The following is a 16,880-nucleotide window of genomic DNA, read 5'->3' as shown; positions in this document are numbered from 1 at the left end:
TCTTCCCGCCGGCCGACGCATACGACCATCGGAGTGCTGATGACGACGGACAGGGCCGGCGCGGGGGAACGGGACGCGGGCATCGGGGTGCACCCGGTCGCCGGGCACATCGGGGCCGAGATCACCGGGGTGGATCTCGCCGCCGGGCTCGACGACGCGCAGGTCGCCGCGATCCGGGCGGCAATGCTGCGCTGGAAGGTGGTGTTCTTCCGGGGCCAGCGCCTCGACCACGCGGGCCACGTGGCCTTCGCCCGGCGGTTCGGCGAGCCCGTCGTGCTGCGGCGGCGCGGCAAGGCGTCGCCGCCCGGCGTCCCGGAGATCGAGACGACCGCCGACCGGCTGGAACTGGGCGGCCGGTTCGGCATGGAGCACGACGAATGGCTGCGGCGCCGCCGGCACACCCTGCTGCGGGGCTGGCACTGCGACCACGGGGCGCGCGTCGACCCGCCGGCCGCGACGATTCTGCGCGCCGAGACCGTCCCGCCCTACGGCGGCGACACCACCTGGTCCAACCTCGCGGCGGCGTACGCCGGACTCTCCGAGCCGGTACGGCGGTTCGTGGACGGGCTGCGGGCCGAGCACCGGCTCGGCGTCGGCTACCAGCCCCGGCCCGGCGACGACGCCTACGTCCGGCACCTGCTGGACCACCAGATCGCGACGGTGCACCCGCTCGTGCGCGTCCACCCGGAGACGGGGGAGCGGGTGCTGTACGTCAACGGCTACTACGTCGAGCAGATCGCAGGCCTCTCCCGCCAGGAGAGCGCCGCCCTGCTGGAGATGCTGCTGGAGCAGGCCGTCCGGCCGGAGTACACCGTCCGCTTCCGCTGGGAGCCCGGCAGCGTGGCCTTCTGGGACAATCGGGCCACCATCCACCTCGCCCCGAGCGACAACGCCCATCTGGACTTCCCGCGGACCATGCACCGGGTGATGCTCGCCGGGGACGTGCCGGTCGGCGTGGACGGCAGGCCGTCCGAGCCGATCACCGGCAGCGAGCCGGGACGCTGGTGAGGCGCCCCGGCTCCGTGCCGGTCAGCTGAACGGGTCGAGCGTGAGGTACGCCTGGGCCGGGTTGCCGTCGTGGACCAGGGACTCGTGGTGGCCGACGTCGTCGAAGGCGAACGCGTACGCCTTGCCGTCGGCCATCTGCGCGTGCACGGCCCTGGCGTAGTGGTTGGTCACCGCGTCCTGGTAGAAGCCCGCGGACGAGGCGTCCGGCTGGTTGGGGTTGCTGAGCAGCGTCGAGCGGTTGAAGCCCGCGCACAGCGTCCGCGAGATCGGGCCGCGCACCGCGTCGTTGGGGGCGTCCAGCAGCCGGTGGCAGCCGAAGACGCTGGAGGCGTCCGGTTTCTGGAAGCTGGTGACGACAGCGCCCGCGCTGTTGGTGAAGTGCATGACGCCGCCGGACACCCGGCCGTAGTACTTGGTCCCCGGCTGGTTCGCGAACGGGGTGACCGTGAGGGTGGACGTCGTGTACTTCTGCCAGACGCGGTTGATGTAGTCGTCCATGACGGAGGCGGGCAGCGCCCCGGTCTCCACGCCGTACAGCGGCGCCAGCGCCCGCAGCACCGTGCCGTCGGACCGGGTCTGGATCAGGCGGCCCCAATTGGGCTGCGCGCGCAGCGTGTTGAAGACCGCGTTGTAGCCGCCCGGCTTGAGCCGCCCGGTGCTCGCGACGCTGCCGTCGGCGCGCTGCACGCCGACCGAGTAGGGCGCGGAGAACATGTCGACCTGGGTGCTGTTCAGCCAGAGCCCGGCGTCGTTGAGCGTGTACTCGGACCAGTTGAAGAGGATGTCGCGGTTCGGGTCGCTCGGGTTCTGCACGGCCGGCTGCACCAGCCCGCCCGTCGTCAGCCGGAAGTCGAGCTTGCGGCCGTAGGAGAAGTAGATGCGCCCGGACAGCTTGGGGATCCGGATCGTCTTGGACTGCCCGGCGGCAGGTCCCGGGATGGACGCGTCCGGCGCCGGCGTGGGGGGATTGCCGCCGGCCGGCCACGCGTGGAAGGTGCCGGCCGCGTCGGCCCAGCCCTGCTGTCCCGTGGTCAGCGAGGTGCCGAGGGTGTAGATGTACACCGGCTCGCCGCGGCCGGAGCTGTTGGTGATCTTCAGGGGGATGGTGGCGGGCACCGCGGCGTCGGCGGGCGGTGCGGCGCCGAACGTGAGCAGGGCGCCGACCAGGCCGATCGCGGTGGCCGCGGTGAGCAGACGGTCTCTGAATCGTGCGAGCACGCTCCACCTCCGTGCGGGGTGTGGGGAATTGGTCCGTACCGGTGAGAGCGCTCTCAGATTGTCGCTTGGGCGGGTTCATGTCAATGGTGGGAGTGAGGACCGGGCCACAGGGGTGGCGGGGCGGGGCCGCGCCCCGCCACCCGTACCGGTTGGTCCGTTCCTGTGCCCGGCCGGTCCTTCCCGTACCCGGCGGTGCGGGCCACGCCCTCGTCTCGTACCCGGCCGGTGCGGTTCGTGGGCTACTCGAACCGCGAGGTGTCGCCCGCCCCGCGCCGTACGATCTCCGCCTCGCCGCCGGAGAAGTCGATCACCGTGGTCGGCTCGGTCCCGCAGTCGCCGGAGTCGACCACGCCGTCGAGCGCGTGGTCGAGCCGGTCCTTGATCTCCCAGCCCTGCGTCATCGGCTCGTCCTCGTCGGGCAGCAGCAGCGTGCTGGACAGCAGCGGCTCGCCCAGTTCGGCGAGGAGGGCCTGGGTGACGACGTGGTCGGGGATGCGCACGCCGACCGTCTTCTTCTTCGGGTGCTGGAGCATGCGCGGCACCTCCTTCGTCGCGGGCAGGATGAACGTGTAGCTGCCCGGCGTCGACGCCTTGACCGCGCGGAACACGTCGTTGTCGACGCGAACGAACTGCCCCAGCTGGGCGAAGTCCTGGCACACCAGGGTGAAGTGGTGCCGGTCGTCCAGGCGGCGGATGGAACGGATCCGCTCGATGCCGTCGCGGCTGCCCAGCCGGCAGCCGAGCGCGTAGCAGGAGTCGGTGGGGTACGCGATCAGGGCGCCGGAGCGGACGCTGTCGGCGATCTGGCCGATGGTGCGCGGCTGGGGGTTGTCGGGGTGCACGTCGTAGTACTTCGCCATCCGCCGAGCTTATGCCGTGGGCGGGGGTGCGGCGCGGAGGGTCCTGAGCCGGGTGCTCCGGTGGGCATTCTCCTGCGGTCACGGTTGTCCGGCCGCGCACTCTCCGGTCGGGGCGCCTCGGTCGCGGATTGCCGGCGGGAGCGCCCCGGCCCCGGAGGATCCTGAAGTGCCTCGCTTGACATACCTATGTCTCCATACTTTATTCTGGGCGCATGTCCTCCGCCCGTGCGCCCCGTAGCGACGCCGACCGCGCGGCCTTTGAACTCGCGGCGCTGCTGCCCGCGCTGCACCGGGCCCTGGACCGGCGGATCGCCCAGGACTTCCCGCACCCCAAGCCGCCGGAGGCGCAGCTCGCGCTGCTCCGGTTCGTCGGCCGGCGGGAGGGCGCGACCGTGCGCGAGGCCGCCGAGGCACTGCTGATGAAGCCCAACAACGTCAGCGCCCTGGTCACCCAGCTCACCGAGCGCGGACTGCTCGAACGCCGGCAGGACAGCGCCGACAAGCGGGTCGCCCACCTCTACCCGACCGCGACCGCCCGCGCGCACCTCGCCGAGGTGCGGCGCCTGCAGGAGAGCCACCTGCGCGGGGCCCTGGTCGCGCTCACCGACGGGGAGCTGGACGCCCTCGGCTCCGCGCTCGGCGCCCTGCAGTCCCTGACGCGCGCGCTGCACCCCGCGGCCCACTGACCGCGCTCACGCCACCCGCCCCGACGCGGTCGGCGTGAGCGTCGCCGGTGCGCGCCCGCGGGCCCACCGCCGCTCCTCTCCCGCGACGGACCGCGCGCCCGCCACCCGCCGTCCCTCCCCGGGTTCTCCCGCGTTCTCCCACGACGGACGCCGCGCCCCTGTGCACGCCCGCGCGCCCGTCGTCGTCACCTCACACGAGACAAGGCCTTCCCTCCATGCCGTCCACCCCCGTGGATCAGCCGTCCCCCGCCACCCCCGCACCCACACCCGTCCCCGACCCGGAGTCCGGTCGCCGGGCCAACGCCTGGCTCAGCCTGGTCGCGGTCGCCTTCGGCCTGTTCATGGTGCAGCTCGACGGTTCCGTCGTCGCCATCGCCAACCCCGAGATCGGCCGCGACCTCGACGCCTCCTCCGCCGACCTGCAGTGGGTGACCAACTCCTACCTGCTCGCCCTCGCCGCCAGCCTCATCCTGGGCGGCAAGCTCGGCGACCGCTTCGGCCGGCGCACCCTCTACCTCGCCGGCGTCGCCGGATTCGTCGTCACCTCTGTCGCCATCGGCCTGTCCGGCTCCATCGAGGGCGTCATCCTCTTCCGCGCCCTCCAGGGACTGTTCGGCGGACTGCTGGTGCCCAACACCCTCGGCATCCTGCGCACCGTCTTCCCGCCCCGGAAGTTCGGCATGGCCGTCGGCATCTGGGGCATGGTCTCCGCCGTCGCCACCGCCCTCGGCCCCATCGTCGGCGGACTGCTGGTCGAGCACGTCAACTGGGAGACCGTCTTCTACATCAACGCCCCCATCGGCGTCGCCGCCCTCGCCTTCAGCGCCTACGTGCTGCCGGCCGCCCGCAGCGCCGGGAAGCCTCAGCGGTTCGACATCCCCGGCGTCGTCCTGCTCGCCGCCGGACTGCTCGCCGTGGTCTTCGGCGTGGTCAAGGGCGAGACCTGGGGCTGGACGTCGCCGGGCACCTGGGGCGCGATCGGCGCCGGTCTGGTGATCATGGGTGTGTTCGGCCGGCACGAGACGCGGGTCGCCCATCCGCTGCTGCCGATGCGGCTGTTCCGCAGTCCCGCGCTGACCTTCGGCACGATCGTCACCGCCCTGAACTTCTTCGTGCTGCTCGGCGTGATCTTCTTCGTCATGCTCTACCTCCAGAACGTGCGCGGCTTCACCCCCGTGGAGGCGGGCGTGCGCACCCTGCCCTTGAGCCTGGCCTCCCTGGTCGCCTCCCCGCTGGGCGCGGCCGTCACCGCGCGCTTCGGCGCCCGGGTCGCCATGCCCGTCGGGCTGCTGCTCCAGGCCGCCGCCTGCTTCGGCATGCTCTCCTGGCAGACCGACTCCTCCTACGCCACCATGTGGCCGCCGTTCATCGCCCTCGGCCTCGGCGTCGGCATGGTGCTGTCGGCCGCATCGGACGCGATCGTCGGCAACGCCCCCGTGCGTGACGGCGGCGTCGCCGGCGGGCTGCAGGCCACCGCCCTCCAGGTCGGCGGCGCCCTCGGCACCTCCGTACTGATCTCCGTGATCAGCGGCAACGCCGGCTCGTCGCTGACCCGGGAACTCACCGGCGCCGGAGTACCCCCGGCCGCGGCGCAGGGTCTCGCCGAGGCCAAGGACGCCGTCGCCATGGGCATTGCGCCCGTCTCCGCCGACATGCCCGCCGCGCTGCGCGCCGCCGTCGTCGAGGGCAGCGGCCAGGCCTTCGTGAACGGCATGCACGCGGCCGCCGTGCTCACCGGCGTCCTGTGTCTGCTGGGTGCGGTGCTCGCCGCCGTCGGCGTACGGCGGACGGCCGACGCGCACGACTGAGGCGCCGGCGTGCGGGGGAGCGGCGGCGCGGACGACTGAGTGGCCGATATGCGGGGGAGGCCCGGCGAGCGCGACCGAGCCGCCCGCGTACGGCGTACGGCGAAGGTCGGCATGCACCACCGCGCCGCCGCCACACCGTGCCGGGTCCGCCCGCCGGCCTCTCCTCGGGGCGGCGGGCGGCGCCCGTCCCGCCGCCCGGGTCCGGGATGCCGTACGACGTCCAGGCCGCCGGAAGCCACCGGGGGCATCCCGCACGATTGGGGTAACGTCCCCGAACCGGCGCGCCCGCGACGGCGGGCGCCGCGAGACGAGGGAGGCTGGGCCGACGTGGCCGGCACACAGGACGAGGGCCGTCGCGCGGACGAGGCGGACGGCGCGGACCCGGCGTGGGCACGGGAACTGCTCGACCATCTCAGGCCGTCCGGGCGGGACGTCGGCAGACTCGTCGACTGGCTCGCCTCCGCCGCCGGCGCCGAGGTGTCGCTGCGGGACGGCGCCGGCGCCGTCCTCGCCGGCGGCGCGCTGCCCCTCGACGACGATCTGGTCGCCGACCTGCGCACCGGCCGGATCGCCTCCGCCGCGCTCCAGGACGGCGGACGCCATGTGCGGCTGGTCCGCGTCGACGTGCCCCGGTCCACGTCGGCCGGCGTGCTGGCCGTCGCCCGCCCCGCACCCTTCGACCGGCGCACGTCCGACATGGTCGCCCACACCGCCGCAGTCGCAGAACTGCTGCTGCGCGCCCGTGAGTCCACCGCGGCCGGACACCGGCTGCGCCGGGCGACGGCCGACCTGCGCCTGGCGATCCTGCAACTGCTCATGGTCGAGGACACCGTCGCCGCCCGCCGCGTCGCCGCCGGACTGTGGCCAGGACTGCTCGACACCGACACCGCCTGCGTCTACGTCGCCGAGAGCAGCCCCGAGGAACGCGACCGGCTCGCCGAGGAGTGCCTGACCGCCACCGCAGAGCAGGCCCTGGTCGTGCGCTGCCCGGCCGTCGACGGCCACGTCATCGTGGTCGCCCCCGGCGAGGCCGCCGCCTCCCGGCTGCGGACCCTGGTCGGAGGACGCCCCGGCGTCTTCCTCGGCGGCAGCGCCCCGCACAGCCTCGCCCGCACCGCCACCGCCTACGGGCAGGCCGTCAGCGCCCTGGCCGTGGCCCACTTCCGCCCCGACAAGGCCGCGGTCTACGCCGAACGCACCCACCCCGAACTGCTCATCGACCCGGCCGCACTGCACGCCTGGACCCTCGGCGTGCTGCGGCCCCTCGACACCCTGCCGCACCACACCCGTGCCGAACTCCTCGCCACCACCCGGCTCGGCCTGGAGTTCACCGCCGTCAACGCGGCCAAGATCCTCGGCGTCAGCCGCAACACCGTCCGCGCCCGGACGGAACGCGTCGAGACCCTGCTGGGCGCCGACCTGACCGACCTCACCGCCCGGGCCGCCGTCCACCTGGCCCTCAACACCCAGGCCGCCCTCGCCGAACTCCCCGCCCGCCACGCCGCCGCGCCCCCGCTCACCGACCTGCTCGCCGGACCCGCCCTGCGCGCCTGGGCCGGCGAACTGCTCGGCCGCCTCGACACCGACGGCCGCGACCTGCGGCGTACCCTGCGCACCTGGATCGCCGCCGGCGCCAATGCCGAACGCGCCGCCCAGCTCCTCGGCGTCCACGCCCAGACCGTACGGGAGCACGTACGCAGCGCCGAACCCGTCCTCGAACACCAGCTCCTGGCCGGCGGCAGCGACCTGTACGAGATCGTCCTCGCCCACCTCGCCCTCGGCGACCTCGACCCACCCGCCCTGCACGGGGCGAATCCGGACCATCCGGACTCACCTGTGCACGGATGAGTCCCCAGTCCGCCGCGACGGGCACGGACGCGATTCACAACCGATCCGGCCTGCACGTAGGTTCGAGCCAGCCGCGAGGGCGCGACCGGCACGGGGGACCGGTCGGCGCCTCGCGGCTTTCCCGTTTCCGCACGTCAGCGCGTACGTCACGGTGTACGTGTGTCGTACGGGCGGACGGGTACCCGTGCGCCAGGACATATCGGAACGAGGCCGACGCACGGAGGAGGCCCGCATGACCAGCAGCACGGAGACCGGCGGCGTTACCGGCACCCAGGACAAGGACTACAACCTCATCTGGTACGTCGAGGCGTGCCTGAGCAACGCGCTCCGCCTGGAGAGCTACATCCAGGACGCCGAACGCCAGAAGGACACCGAGGTGGCGGACCTGTTCCGCAAGGCCCAGGCGGACAGCCGCAAGGGCGCCGAACTGGGCAAGGAACTGCTGCGCTCCCGGCTCAGCGGCGGCTGACCAGGCCTTGTCGAAGGCGCGGCCCGGATTCGGCGTGACGACGCCGAATCCGGGCCGTTGCCCGTCCCGCCCGGGTCCGTCGCCCGTCCCTTCCCTGTCCGCGGCACGTCGCGGCGGCGGGTGCTGCTGTCCGTGGTCCGTCACGGCAGGGGCTGCTCCGCCCAGATGACCTTGCCGCCCGGCAGATAGCGCGTCCCCCACCGTTCGGCCAACTGGGCGACGAGGAACAGGCCCCGCCCGCCCTCGTCGGTCATCGCCGCGTACCGCAGATGCGGCGCGGTGCTGCTGCTGTCGAACACCTCGCAGATCAGGCTCCGGCCGCGCAGCAGCCGCACCCGGATCGGCGCGCCCCCGTACCGGATCGCGTTGGTGACCAGCTCGCTCAGGATCAGCTCCGTCCCGAACGTCTGCTCCTGCAGGCCCCACTCGGTCAGCCGCCGTGTGACCGACGCCCGCACCCGGGCCACGGCCGCCGGGTCGGACGGTACGTCCCAGTCGGCGACCCGCTCGGGGCCCAGCGTCCGGGTGCGCGCGACGATCAGCGCCACGTCGTCGCTCGGCCGGGCCGGCAGCCGGGAGTCGAGCACCGCCCGGCAGGTCTCCTCCGGTGAGGGCCCCGCATGCTCCAGCGCGGCCCGCAGCAGCTCGAGACCCTCGTCGATGTCCCGTGCCCGGTCCTCGACCAGCCCGTCGGTGTACAGCACGATCCGGCTGCCCTCCGGCACCTCCACGTCGACCGTCTCGAACGGCAGTCCGCCCAGCCCCAGCGGGGGACCGGCGGGCACGTCCAGGAACTCCACACTGCCGTCCGGCCGCACCAGCGCCGGCGGCGGATGCCCCGCGCGGGCCAGCGTGCAGCGCCCGGTCACCGGGTCGTACACGGCGAACAGACAGGTCGCGCCCGTCACCGGCGCCCGGGCGCCCTCCGCCGCCTCGTCCTGGTCGATGCGCGCGACCAGTTCGTCCAGGAGCCCGAGCAGTTCGTCGGGCGCCGGGTCCAGGCCGGAGAAGTTGTGCACCGCAGTGCGCAGCCGGCCCATCGTGGCCGCCGCGTGCAGCCCGTGCCCGACCACGTCGCCCACCACCAGCGCCACCCGGGCCCCGGACAGCGGCAGTACGTCGAACCAGTCGCCGCCCACCCCGGCCTGCGCGGGCAGATACCGGTAGGCGATCTCCAGCGCATCCTGCTCGGGCAGCCGCCGCGGCAGCAGACTGCGCTGGAGGGTGACGGCCATGGTGTGCTCGCGGGTGTAGCGGCGGGCGTTGTCGATGGACACCGCCGCGCGGGTGACCAGCTCCTCCGCCAGGGTCAGGTCGTCCGCGTCGAAGGGGTCCGGGTTGTCGGAGCGCCAGAAGTTGACCAGGCCGAGGATGAGCGAGCCGGCCCGCAGCGGGGCGGTGATCAGTGAGTGGATGCCGTACTCCAGCACCGCCGCCGTCCGCTCCAAGTCCTGCGCCTGCCAACCCGGCGCGTCCGCGAGCCGGGTCTCCACCGTCGCCCGGCCGTCCTCCAGGCTGCGGGCCTGCGGCGACGACGCCACGAAGTCGATCCGCCGGCCCAGCGGGTACAGCGGCGGATCGTCCCGCACCCCCGCGAAGGCCGTCCGGCGCAGCTCCGTCCCCGCCTGCGGCTGCTCACCGCCGAGCACCGCGTCGAACAGGTCCACGGTCACGAAGTCCGCGAGCCGGGGCACGGCCAGCTCCGCCAGCTCCTGCGCCGTCCGGGTCACGTCCAGGCTGGTGCCGATACCGATCCCGGCGGCGTACAGCATGTCCAGCCGCTCCCGCGCCACCTCGGCCCGCCCGGACAGCGCTCGCAGCTCGGTGGAGTCGCGCAGGGTGGCGACGCTGCCGCGCGGGCCGCCGCGCAGATGCGTCGGCCGCTGATTGACCGCCAGCAGGCGGTCCTTGACCCGGTGCACCTCGTCCGTGGCCACCCGGCCCGACGCCAGCAGCTCCGCCGTGCCCGGCTCCAGGCCCAGGTCGCGCACATGGCGGCCCTCGGCGTCGCCGGGCAGCCCGAGCAGCCGGCGCGCCTCGTCGTTGGCGAGCAACAGAACGCCGTCGCCGTCGAGGATCAGCACGCCTTCCCGGACGGCGTGCAGCACCGCGTCGTGGTGCTCGTACATCCGGGTCATCTCGCGCGGACCGAGGCCGCGGGTCTGCCGCAGGAGCCGTCGGCTCACCAGGGCGGTGCCCCCGGTGGCCAGGGCCAGTGCGCCGGCCGCGGTGATCAGCACCAGCGGCAGCTGCCGGTTCGCCGCCCCGCCGACGTGCTCGGTGGTGATGCCGGCCGAGACCAGGCCCACCACCGACCCGTTGGTGGCCCTGATCGGCACCGTCGCCTGCACCAGCGGTCCGATGGTCCCGGTGATCTGCTCGACGACCGGACGGCCGGCCAGCGGGTCCTCCAGGGTGCCGACGAAGCGTTTGCCGATGCGGTCGGTGATCGGATGTGTGTAGCGGATGCCGTCGGTGTTCATCACGACGATGAAGTCCACCTTCGCCGCCTTGCGTGCGGCCTCCGCCCGGGGCTGGAGCAGGGCCGTCGGATCCGGCTCCCGCAACGCCTCCCGGATGCCGGGGCCGTTGGCGAAGGTCTCGGCGACGGCGAGGGAGCGGTTGCGGGCCTCCCGCTCGCTGTCGCTGCGGCCCTGGAGCACGAGCGCGGCGACGGCCACGACGACCAGCAGGAGCACGATGACGACCTGGAGGACGAAGACCTGCCCGGCGATGTTCCGCCCGCTGAGGACCGACCGCACCGACTCGGCGGGACTCCACCGCCCGCCGTCCCCGGCCTGCCGTTCGCGCGCACCGAGCGGACGGGCCGGCGCCCGTTCGGCGCGCGCTGCCTCGTCGGGACGGAGGGACCGAGTCCGGGATCGAGCCCATTGCCGGACCATGTGCCCTGTTTACACTCCCCGGGCCCGACGGGCGAGGCGAGGCGAGCCGCCGCCCTCGGCGAGGGGCGGACGGGCGGTCGGAGCACCGCTCTCCACCTGGAACTAGGCTCTCTGCCCGGAGCGCCGCTCTGTGCCTGGAGCGTCGCTCTCTGCCCGGAGCGCCGCTCTCCGTCTGGAGTGCGGCTCTCCGTGGAGCACCGCTCTGCTCCGTGAACGCGGCTCTGCGCCGCGAGTACCGCTCTGCTCCGTGAACGCCGCTCTGCGCGGCGAGTACCGCTCTGCTCCGTGAACGCCGCTCTGCGCCGCGAACATCGCTCTGCCCCAGAGCCCCGCTCCGCGCGCCCGTCACCGCCACGACGGCCGAACTGGCCGAGTCCCGCGGCAGGACGACGCGCGTCCGTCAGAGGGCCCGCAGCGTGCGCTTGGCCAGTTCGAAGGCCGGGAGCATCGCCTCGTGCTCCTCGTCGTCCATCCCGCCGAGGTGCAGGACCACCGGGCCGTCCGGGGTCGTCACCGCGAGGGCTTTTTCCTTCTTGGGCTCGTCCGAGAACTCGTGCCCGTAGAGGTACGACACCTCCGCGCCGACGAGGCCGTCCGCATCGAGGGCGCGGTACTTCTCCCGGCTCGCGCCCTTCCCGGCCTCGACGAACGCCTCCAGCACCGCGCGGGCGTCGTCGTCACCCGGCTTGCCGGTCCACACGCGCAGGAAGCCGATGTGCCCGGCGGGCTTGGCGTTCACCTCGCAGGCGGCCGTGACGGGTCCCTGCCGCAGGACGGCGTCCACGACCTCCGGGTCGGCCTCCTCCCACGCCGAGGTGTCGACGGGCGACGCCTCCCACTTGGCGGCGATGTCGAAGGTGACCGGCAGCTCGCAGGCAGAACCCGCCACCCCGATCGCGCCGCCGCTCTCGGCGGCCCCGTCCGGGCCGTTCCCGGCCGCCGAATCACTGGCCGAGGCACTCGCCGAAGCACTCGGCGACGCGCTCGCCGCGGCCCCGGCGCCCTCGCCCGCCCCCTCGGCGCAGCCCGTCAGCAGCCCCGCGGCCAATGCCGCGCCGGCCAGCCCTCGCCCCGTCTTCCCCGCCCCGACCAGCACTTCGGTGTCTCCTCCCGGTTGTGGCCGGAACTGTATCCGACGCCGTCGGCGGCGCTCACAGCGCCAGGCAGGCCCGGGCCGCCGCCACGGCCTGCACCGCGTACGAACGCCCGAACAGCGCCGCGTGCACCAGCAGCGGGAAGAGCTGATGCAGTGGGATGCGGTCCCGCCGGCCGGGCGCGAGCGGGGCCGTGTCCTCGTAGCCGTCGAGCACCGCGTCGAGGTGGGGGCAGCCGAAGAGGGCGAGCATCGCCAGGTCGGTCTCCCGGTGTCCGCCGTGCGCCGCCGGGTCGATGACCCGGACGTGCCCGTCGGAGCCCCAGAGCACGTTGCCGTTCCACAGGTCACCGTGCAGCCGTGCGGGCGGCTCGGCGGGACCGGCCAGACCGGGCAGCCGTACGCACACCTCCTCGACGAGCCGTGCCTCGGCCGGGCTCAGGGTGCCCGCGTCGACGGCGTCGCGCACGTACGGGAGCACCCGGTGCTCGGCGTACCACGCGGGCCATTCCGTGCCGGCGGCGTTGCGCATCGGGGCCACTCCTATGAAGGCTTCCCGGGGGCCGCCCGGCGGTGGTGCGCCGAACGCCGGCGCCCCGGCGGCGTGCAGGGCGGCCAGGTCCCGCCCGAACCGGAACGCGGCTCCCGCGTCGGGCGGGCCCACCGGGACCAGGCCGGTCACCAGCCACCGTTCGTCGTGCCCGTGCACCCGGGGCACCCGCACCGCCCCCGCCTCGCCCAGCCAGCGCAGCCCCGCGGCCTCCGCGCGCACCGCCTCCGGGGCGTCGTGCTCCTTCACCATCACCGCCGGCCCGCCGTCGAGGACGACTTCGGCGAGCGCCCCGGACCGCAGGCGCACCTCGCGCGCCGCCCGTCCGGTGATCCGGGCCGCCACCGCCCCGGGCCCCTGGTCATTCGTCCGCACGGCGTTCACCGTACGGCAGCCGGGACGGGCGTGGCACGGGCGCACGGGAGCACCGCTTGCCGTATCGGCAAAGACGGTTGTCGTCCGGGCGGCTTCCGGCGGAGGCTCGGACGCAGAGCGGCGAACGACGCAGCCACGACACCGCAGCCACGTCACCGCAGCCAACGAACGACGCAGCCAACGACACCGCACCGCCCGTCACCCGAGGAGCCGTCATGCCCGCACACCCCCTGCCCACCCCGCCCGCCGACTTCTGGGAGGCCCGCTACCGCGACTCCGACCGCGTCTGGAGCGGACGCCCCAACGAACTCCTCGTGCGCGAGGTGGCCCACCTCGCCCCGGGCGCCGCCCTCGACCTGGGCTGCGGAGAGGGCGCCGACGCGGTCTGGCTGGCGTCCCGCGGCTGGCGTGTCACCGGTGTCGACATCTCGCCCACCGCCCTCGAACGCGCCGCCCGGCACGCCGCCGAGGCCGGTGTCGCCGACCGCACCGCCTGGGAACGGCACGAACTGGGCGAGTCCTTCCCCGAGGGCGTCTTCGACCTGGTGAACGTCCAGTACCTGCAGTCCCCGGTGCCCCTGGACCAGCGGGCCGTCCTGCGCAGCGCCGCCGGCGCCGTCGCCGAGCACGGCACCCTGCTCGTCGTCATGCACGCCGGCTGGCCGTCCTGGCAGACCGAGCCGCCCTTCGACGCCGACTTCCCGACCCTGGACTCGCTCCTGGCGGAGCTGGCGCTGCCCGAGGACGCCTGGATCGTGGAGACCCGGGAGACGGTGCGCCGCCCGAGCCTGTCCCCGGACGGCGAGCAGGGACACCGGGACGACCACGTCTGGCGCGTTCGCCGCGCCTGACGCGTGTCCACGGCGGCCCTGCCCGGGTCGGTGCGTGCCTGGTCCGCGTTCCGCTCTGTCACGTCCCTCACCGTCCAGCGCCGGTTGGCCCCCGAGTGGGCGGCCAGGTGGTGTCGTTCACCGTGACCAGCCGGTCGCCGGCTTGACGAACTCCCGGGTGACGAAGTTGCCGCCCGGGTGACGAAGTTGCCGATGGAGGCCGGCACGAGGTCGGGGGAGAGGGAGCTGGGCAGCGACAGACCGGGCCTCTCGTCGAGGTCGCCGACGAGGCCGAAGCGGGTGCTGTGCATGAAGCCCCACATCAGGCTGGCGACGACGGCGGGCACCGCATGGGGCAGGAGGATCGAGATGAGGGAGAAGCGCGTGCCGTGGAGGCGGCAGCTGTCCAGGGCGGGCGCCACCGGCAGGGCGATGCCCAGCATTGATCGGCACCCGGACGCACAGGAACAGGGAAGGCCGGCCGAGCGCCGCCCAGAAGTTCTCGTCAGTTCTCGTCCCCCAGCGCCTGCCGGTGGTTGTCGGGCAAGATGCGCCAGGAGGGCGCCGAACGCGGCACGACCCTCGTGCCGACGCGCCTGGTGGAGCGGGCGAGCACCGCCCCGCCGCCCCGCTCGCGGCCGGGCAGCGGCTGACCGAGAGGCGCCCGGAGCCGCCCCGGCCGGCTCGCCCACCCGGGCGTCCCCCGGTGTGATCCCCGCCGGCCGCGGGAACTCGGCGGCCATGAAAGAGCAGGCAGACACCCACGGGTCGTACTGGCTCGACACCGTTCCGCCCGGCGACCCGGCCCCCGCGCCGGACGGCGACGTCGAGGCCGACGTCGCCGTCGTCGGCGCCGGCATCGCCGGGCTGAGCACCGCCTGGGAGCTGACCCGGCGCGGGCACGGCGTCGTCGTGCTGGAGGCCGACCGGATCGCCGCCGGGGTCACCGGCCACACCACCGCCAAGCTCAGCGCCCAGCACACCCTGATCTACGACCGGCTGCGCCGCACCCGGGGACCCGAGGGGGCACGGCTGTACGCCCGCTCCCAGACGGAGGCCGTCCGGCACGTCGCCCGTACCGCCGAGGAACTCGGCATCGACTGCGACTGGGAGGACGCGGCGTCCTACACCTACGCGCAGGGCCGCCGCCGGATCCCGGAGCTGCGGGCCGAGGCGGAGGCGGCGCGGGAGGCGGGGCTGCCCGCCGAGTTCGTCACCGAGACCGACCTGCCCTTCCCGGTGGCCGGCGCGGTCCGGGTGGCCGACCAGGCGCAGTTCCACCCGCGCAAGTACCTCATGGGCCTGGCCGACGCGATCCGGCAGGCGGGCGGGCGGTTCCACGAGGGCACCCGCGTCGTGGGGCTCAGCGAGGGCGAGCCGTGCGTGCTGACCACCGAGAGCGGCGTACGGGTGCGCGCCCGGAAGGTCGTGGTGGCGACGCACTACCCGGTCTTCGACCGCGCGCTGCTCTTCGCCCGGCTCTCGCCCCGCCGCGAACTGGTCGTCGCCGCCCCCGTCGAGGCGGCCCGGGCGCCGGAGGGCATGTACATCACGCCCGAGCACCGCACCCGCTCGGTGCGCACCGCGCCGTACGGCGACGGCCGGCGGCTGCTCATCGTCACCGGCGAGCACCTCACGCCCGGTGCCGGCGAGGACGTCGAGGAGCGGTTCGCCACCCTCACCGGCTGGGCCCGGCGCAACTTCGGCGAGCTGGACGTCACCCACCGGTGGGCCACCCAGGACAACGACTCCACCGACACCGTCCCGCTGGTGGGCCCGATGCCGCCGACGAGCCGGCACGTGTACGTCGCCACCGGGTTCGGCGGCTGGGGCATGAGCGGCGGCGTCATGGCGGGTCTGCTGCTCGGCGAGCTGATCGACGGCGGGAAGCCGCCGTGGAGCGACCTGTACGACCCGCGCCGGATCACACCCGTCCTGCGCCAGGGCGGGCAGTTCCTCCAGCACCAGGCGAAGGTCGCCCGGCACTTCGTCGGCGACCGGCTGCCCGCGCTGCACAAGCCGTCCCTCGACGACATCGCCCCGGGCGACGGAGCGGTCCTGCAGGTCAACGGCCGGCGCTGCGCGGTCCACCGGGACGAGGACGGGACGCTGCGGGCGCTGTCCGCGCGCTGCACGCACATGGGCTGCATCGTGTCGTTCAACCGGGCGGAGCAGGCGTGGGAGTGCCCGTGCCACGGGTCCCGCTTCGCCCCGGACGGCAGCGTCGTCCAGGGCCCGGCGGTGCGGCCGCTGGAGCAGCGCGACCTGTGAGCGCGCCGACGGCGAGCGGGTGTCCCGCTCGCCGTCGCCGTCGTGCGGTGGGTCAGATGCCGCAGCTGGGAGCCGACCAGTACTGGCTGCTGCGGTGGTCGACGTGGGTGTGGTCGTTGTGGCCGGGGTAGCCCGGGCCGAGGATGCCCCGGAAGCCGTGGTTGCGCGCCTGCTTGGCCAGGGTGCACAGGGAGTGCGGGCCGGCCCCGAGGTCGACGCCGTCGCCGTAGAGGTGACGGCTGTCGCTCGCGCCGCCGACCGCGCTGTTGCAGGAGTAGGACCGGAAGCCGCTGGTGACGGTGATCGGCTGGTCGCCCAGCGCGTGCCGCAGGGCCTCCAGCTTCCACATGGCGCGCAGCGCGTTCGCCTTGGCGGCCGAGGCGCTGACCGCTCCGCCCGACCAGGTCGAGTTGCAGCGGTTCAGCTCGCTGTAGGAGAAGTGGATCGGGGTGCAGTCGTCGTCCTGCAGCGCGTACAGCTTGTTGTAGGTGTTGGTGCCGGCGACGCCGTCGGCGACCAGCCCGTACGCCGACTGGAAGCGCTTGAGGGCCGCCGCGGTGGCCGGCCCGAACTCGCCGTCGACGGCGAGGACGGACCCGTAGCCCGGGTAGCCGCCGAGCCGGATCTGGAGCTGGGTGACGTCGGCGCCCGAGGAACCCTGCGACAGGGTGCGGGTCCAGGTGTAGCAGCCGTCCGCGTGCGCGGAGCCCGCGGTGGCGAGACCGCCCAGCCACAAACCGGACGTGAGCATGACAATAGAGAGAATGAGGCGGACCGTGCGTTTCAACATAGGACCTCCATGCTGGGGGAGACGGCGCGGTGCTGCCGAGCGCGAAGGGTGTGTGACGCGCGTCAACCATGGGCTATGCGCCCGCGGGGGCGCAAGGGCGCGTGCTCCGGGACGGGTCGAACTTCCGGTGAACGGACGTGTCCCCCGTCCCGGGGCCGGGACGGGGGACCG

Annotated in this window: 13 protein-coding genes and 1 pseudogene; 7 read left to right on the top strand and 7 right to left on the bottom strand. The window is 74.1% G+C overall.

Annotated features, from left to right (window positions below; translation table 11 throughout):
- Positions 1-39: 39 nt before the first annotated feature.
- Positions 40-1,008 carry a TauD/TfdA family dioxygenase gene (locus ABZY13_RS23875; protein WP_356633970.1) on the top strand — a complete coding sequence of 323 codons (969 nt, stop codon included), beginning with the start codon at positions 40-42 and terminating at the stop codon, positions 1,006-1,008.
- Positions 1,009-1,029: 21 nt separating this feature from the next.
- On the opposite strand, the gene ABZY13_RS23870 is transcribed toward ABZY13_RS23875, so the two are convergent.
- Both ABZY13_RS23870 and ABZY13_RS23865 read right to left on the bottom strand, forming a co-directional pair.
- Complete coding sequence (locus ABZY13_RS23870; protein ID WP_356633968.1) at positions 1,030-2,226, bottom strand: glycoside hydrolase family 64 protein; 1,197 nt, start codon at positions 2,224-2,226, stop codon at positions 1,030-1,032.
- Between the two features lie 239 nt (positions 2,227-2,465).
- Entirely contained in the window at positions 2,466-3,086 is a 621-nt protein-coding gene (locus ABZY13_RS23865; RefSeq protein ID WP_356633966.1) for an L-threonylcarbamoyladenylate synthase, read from the bottom strand.
- A gap of 212 nt (positions 3,087-3,298) precedes the next feature.
- Here ABZY13_RS23865 and ABZY13_RS23860 point away from each other — a divergent pair, with 212 nt between their 5' ends.
- From ABZY13_RS23860 to ABZY13_RS23845, 4 genes are all read left to right on the top strand, one after another.
- Positions 3,299-3,772, top strand: a complete 474-nt coding sequence (locus ABZY13_RS23860; protein WP_356633964.1) for a MarR family winged helix-turn-helix transcriptional regulator — start codon at positions 3,299-3,301, stop codon at positions 3,770-3,772.
- 215 nt (positions 3,773-3,987) lie between these two features.
- Entirely contained in the window at positions 3,988-5,580 is a 1,593-nt protein-coding gene (locus ABZY13_RS23855; RefSeq protein WP_356633962.1) for a DHA2 family efflux MFS transporter permease subunit, read from the top strand.
- A gap of 327 nt (positions 5,581-5,907) precedes the next feature.
- Positions 5,908-7,428 (top strand): helix-turn-helix domain-containing protein, encoded by a 1,521-nt coding sequence (locus tag ABZY13_RS23850; RefSeq protein WP_356633960.1) that lies wholly within the window; start codon positions 5,908-5,910, stop codon positions 7,426-7,428.
- Positions 7,429-7,660: 232 nt separating this feature from the next.
- A complete protein-coding gene (locus ABZY13_RS23845) occupies positions 7,661-7,897 on the top strand; it encodes a hypothetical protein (RefSeq protein WP_356633958.1) in 237 nt (78 codons plus the stop codon).
- 140 nt (positions 7,898-8,037) lie between these two features.
- Here the strand turns inward: ABZY13_RS23845 and ABZY13_RS23840 are convergent, their stop codons facing one another.
- The 3 genes from ABZY13_RS23840 to ABZY13_RS23830 all read right to left on the bottom strand — a co-directional run bounded on the left by ABZY13_RS23840 (position 8,038) and on the right by ABZY13_RS23830 (position 12,818).
- Positions 8,038-10,800, bottom strand: a complete 2,763-nt coding sequence (locus ABZY13_RS23840) for a SpoIIE family protein phosphatase (RefSeq protein WP_356633956.1) — start codon at positions 10,798-10,800, stop codon at positions 8,038-8,040.
- 400 nt (positions 10,801-11,200) lie between these two features.
- The gene (locus ABZY13_RS23835) at positions 11,201-11,896 is read right to left on the bottom strand and encodes a lipoprotein (protein ID WP_356633954.1); all 696 of its coding nucleotides are present in this window, start codon (positions 11,894-11,896) and stop codon (positions 11,201-11,203) included.
- 55 nt (positions 11,897-11,951) lie between these two features.
- Positions 11,952-12,818 carry a fructosamine kinase family protein gene (locus ABZY13_RS23830; protein ID WP_356633952.1) on the bottom strand — a complete coding sequence of 289 codons (867 nt, stop codon included), beginning with the start codon at positions 12,816-12,818 and terminating at the stop codon, positions 11,952-11,954.
- Between the two features lie 215 nt (positions 12,819-13,033).
- On the opposite strand from ABZY13_RS23830, the gene ABZY13_RS23825 reads away from it, so the two are divergent.
- Entirely contained in the window at positions 13,034-13,669 is a 636-nt protein-coding gene (locus ABZY13_RS23825) for a class I SAM-dependent methyltransferase (RefSeq protein ID WP_356633950.1), read from the top strand.
- Positions 13,670-13,845: 176 nt separating this feature from the next.
- On the opposite strand, the pseudogene ABZY13_RS23820 reads toward ABZY13_RS23825, so the two are convergent.
- A pseudogene (locus tag ABZY13_RS23820) lies at positions 13,846-14,158 on the bottom strand (sugar ABC transporter permease); the annotation flags it as partial.
- 231 nt (positions 14,159-14,389) lie between these two features.
- On the opposite strand from ABZY13_RS23820, the gene ABZY13_RS23815 reads away from it, so the two are divergent.
- Positions 14,390-15,919 (top strand): FAD-dependent oxidoreductase, encoded by a 1,530-nt coding sequence (locus tag ABZY13_RS23815; protein WP_356633948.1) that lies wholly within the window; start codon positions 14,390-14,392, stop codon positions 15,917-15,919.
- A 52-nt stretch (positions 15,920-15,971) separates the two neighbouring features.
- Here the strand turns inward: ABZY13_RS23815 and ABZY13_RS23810 are convergent, their stop codons facing one another.
- Positions 15,972-16,709, bottom strand: coding sequence for a D-Ala-D-Ala carboxypeptidase family metallohydrolase (locus tag ABZY13_RS23810; protein ID WP_356633946.1), 738 nt, complete (start codon positions 16,707-16,709; stop codon positions 15,972-15,974).
- Positions 16,710-16,880: the final 171 nt, after the last annotated feature.

Origin of the sequence: Streptomyces sp. NPDC006610 (assembly GCF_040611575.1) — a bacterium.
Classification (GTDB): Bacteria; Actinomycetota; Actinomycetes; order Streptomycetales; family Streptomycetaceae; genus Streptomyces.
The sequence above is the reverse complement of the archived record's forward strand: the minus strand, read 5'-3'. Positions and strand labels throughout refer to the sequence as shown.

Bases quoted from the DNA above. Each gene is read 5' to 3' on its own strand.
- ABZY13_RS23845 (WP_356633958.1), top strand. From the start codon at position 7,661: ATGACCAGCAGCACGGAGACCGGCGGCGTTACCGGCACCCAGGACAAG.
- ABZY13_RS23860 (WP_356633964.1), top strand. From the start codon at position 3,299: ATGTCCTCCGCCCGTGCGCCCCGTAGCGACGCCGACCGCGCGGCCTTT.
- ABZY13_RS23840 (WP_356633956.1), bottom strand. From the start codon at position 10,800: ATGGTCCGGCAATGGGCTCGATCCCGGACTCGGTCCCTCCGTCCCGAC.
- ABZY13_RS23855 (WP_356633962.1), top strand. From the start codon at position 3,988: ATGCCGTCCACCCCCGTGGATCAGCCGTCCCCCGCCACCCCCGCACCC.
- ABZY13_RS23815 (WP_356633948.1), top strand. From the start codon at position 14,390: ATGAAAGAGCAGGCAGACACCCACGGGTCGTACTGGCTCGACACCGTT.
- ABZY13_RS23875 (WP_356633970.1), top strand. From the start codon at position 40: ATGACGACGGACAGGGCCGGCGCGGGGGAACGGGACGCGGGCATCGGG.
- ABZY13_RS23810 (WP_356633946.1), bottom strand. From the start codon at position 16,709: ATGTTGAAACGCACGGTCCGCCTCATTCTCTCTATTGTCATGCTCACG.
- ABZY13_RS23825 (WP_356633950.1), top strand. From the start codon at position 13,034: ATGCCCGCACACCCCCTGCCCACCCCGCCCGCCGACTTCTGGGAGGCC.
- ABZY13_RS23865 (WP_356633966.1), bottom strand. From the start codon at position 3,086: ATGGCGAAGTACTACGACGTGCACCCCGACAACCCCCAGCCGCGCACC.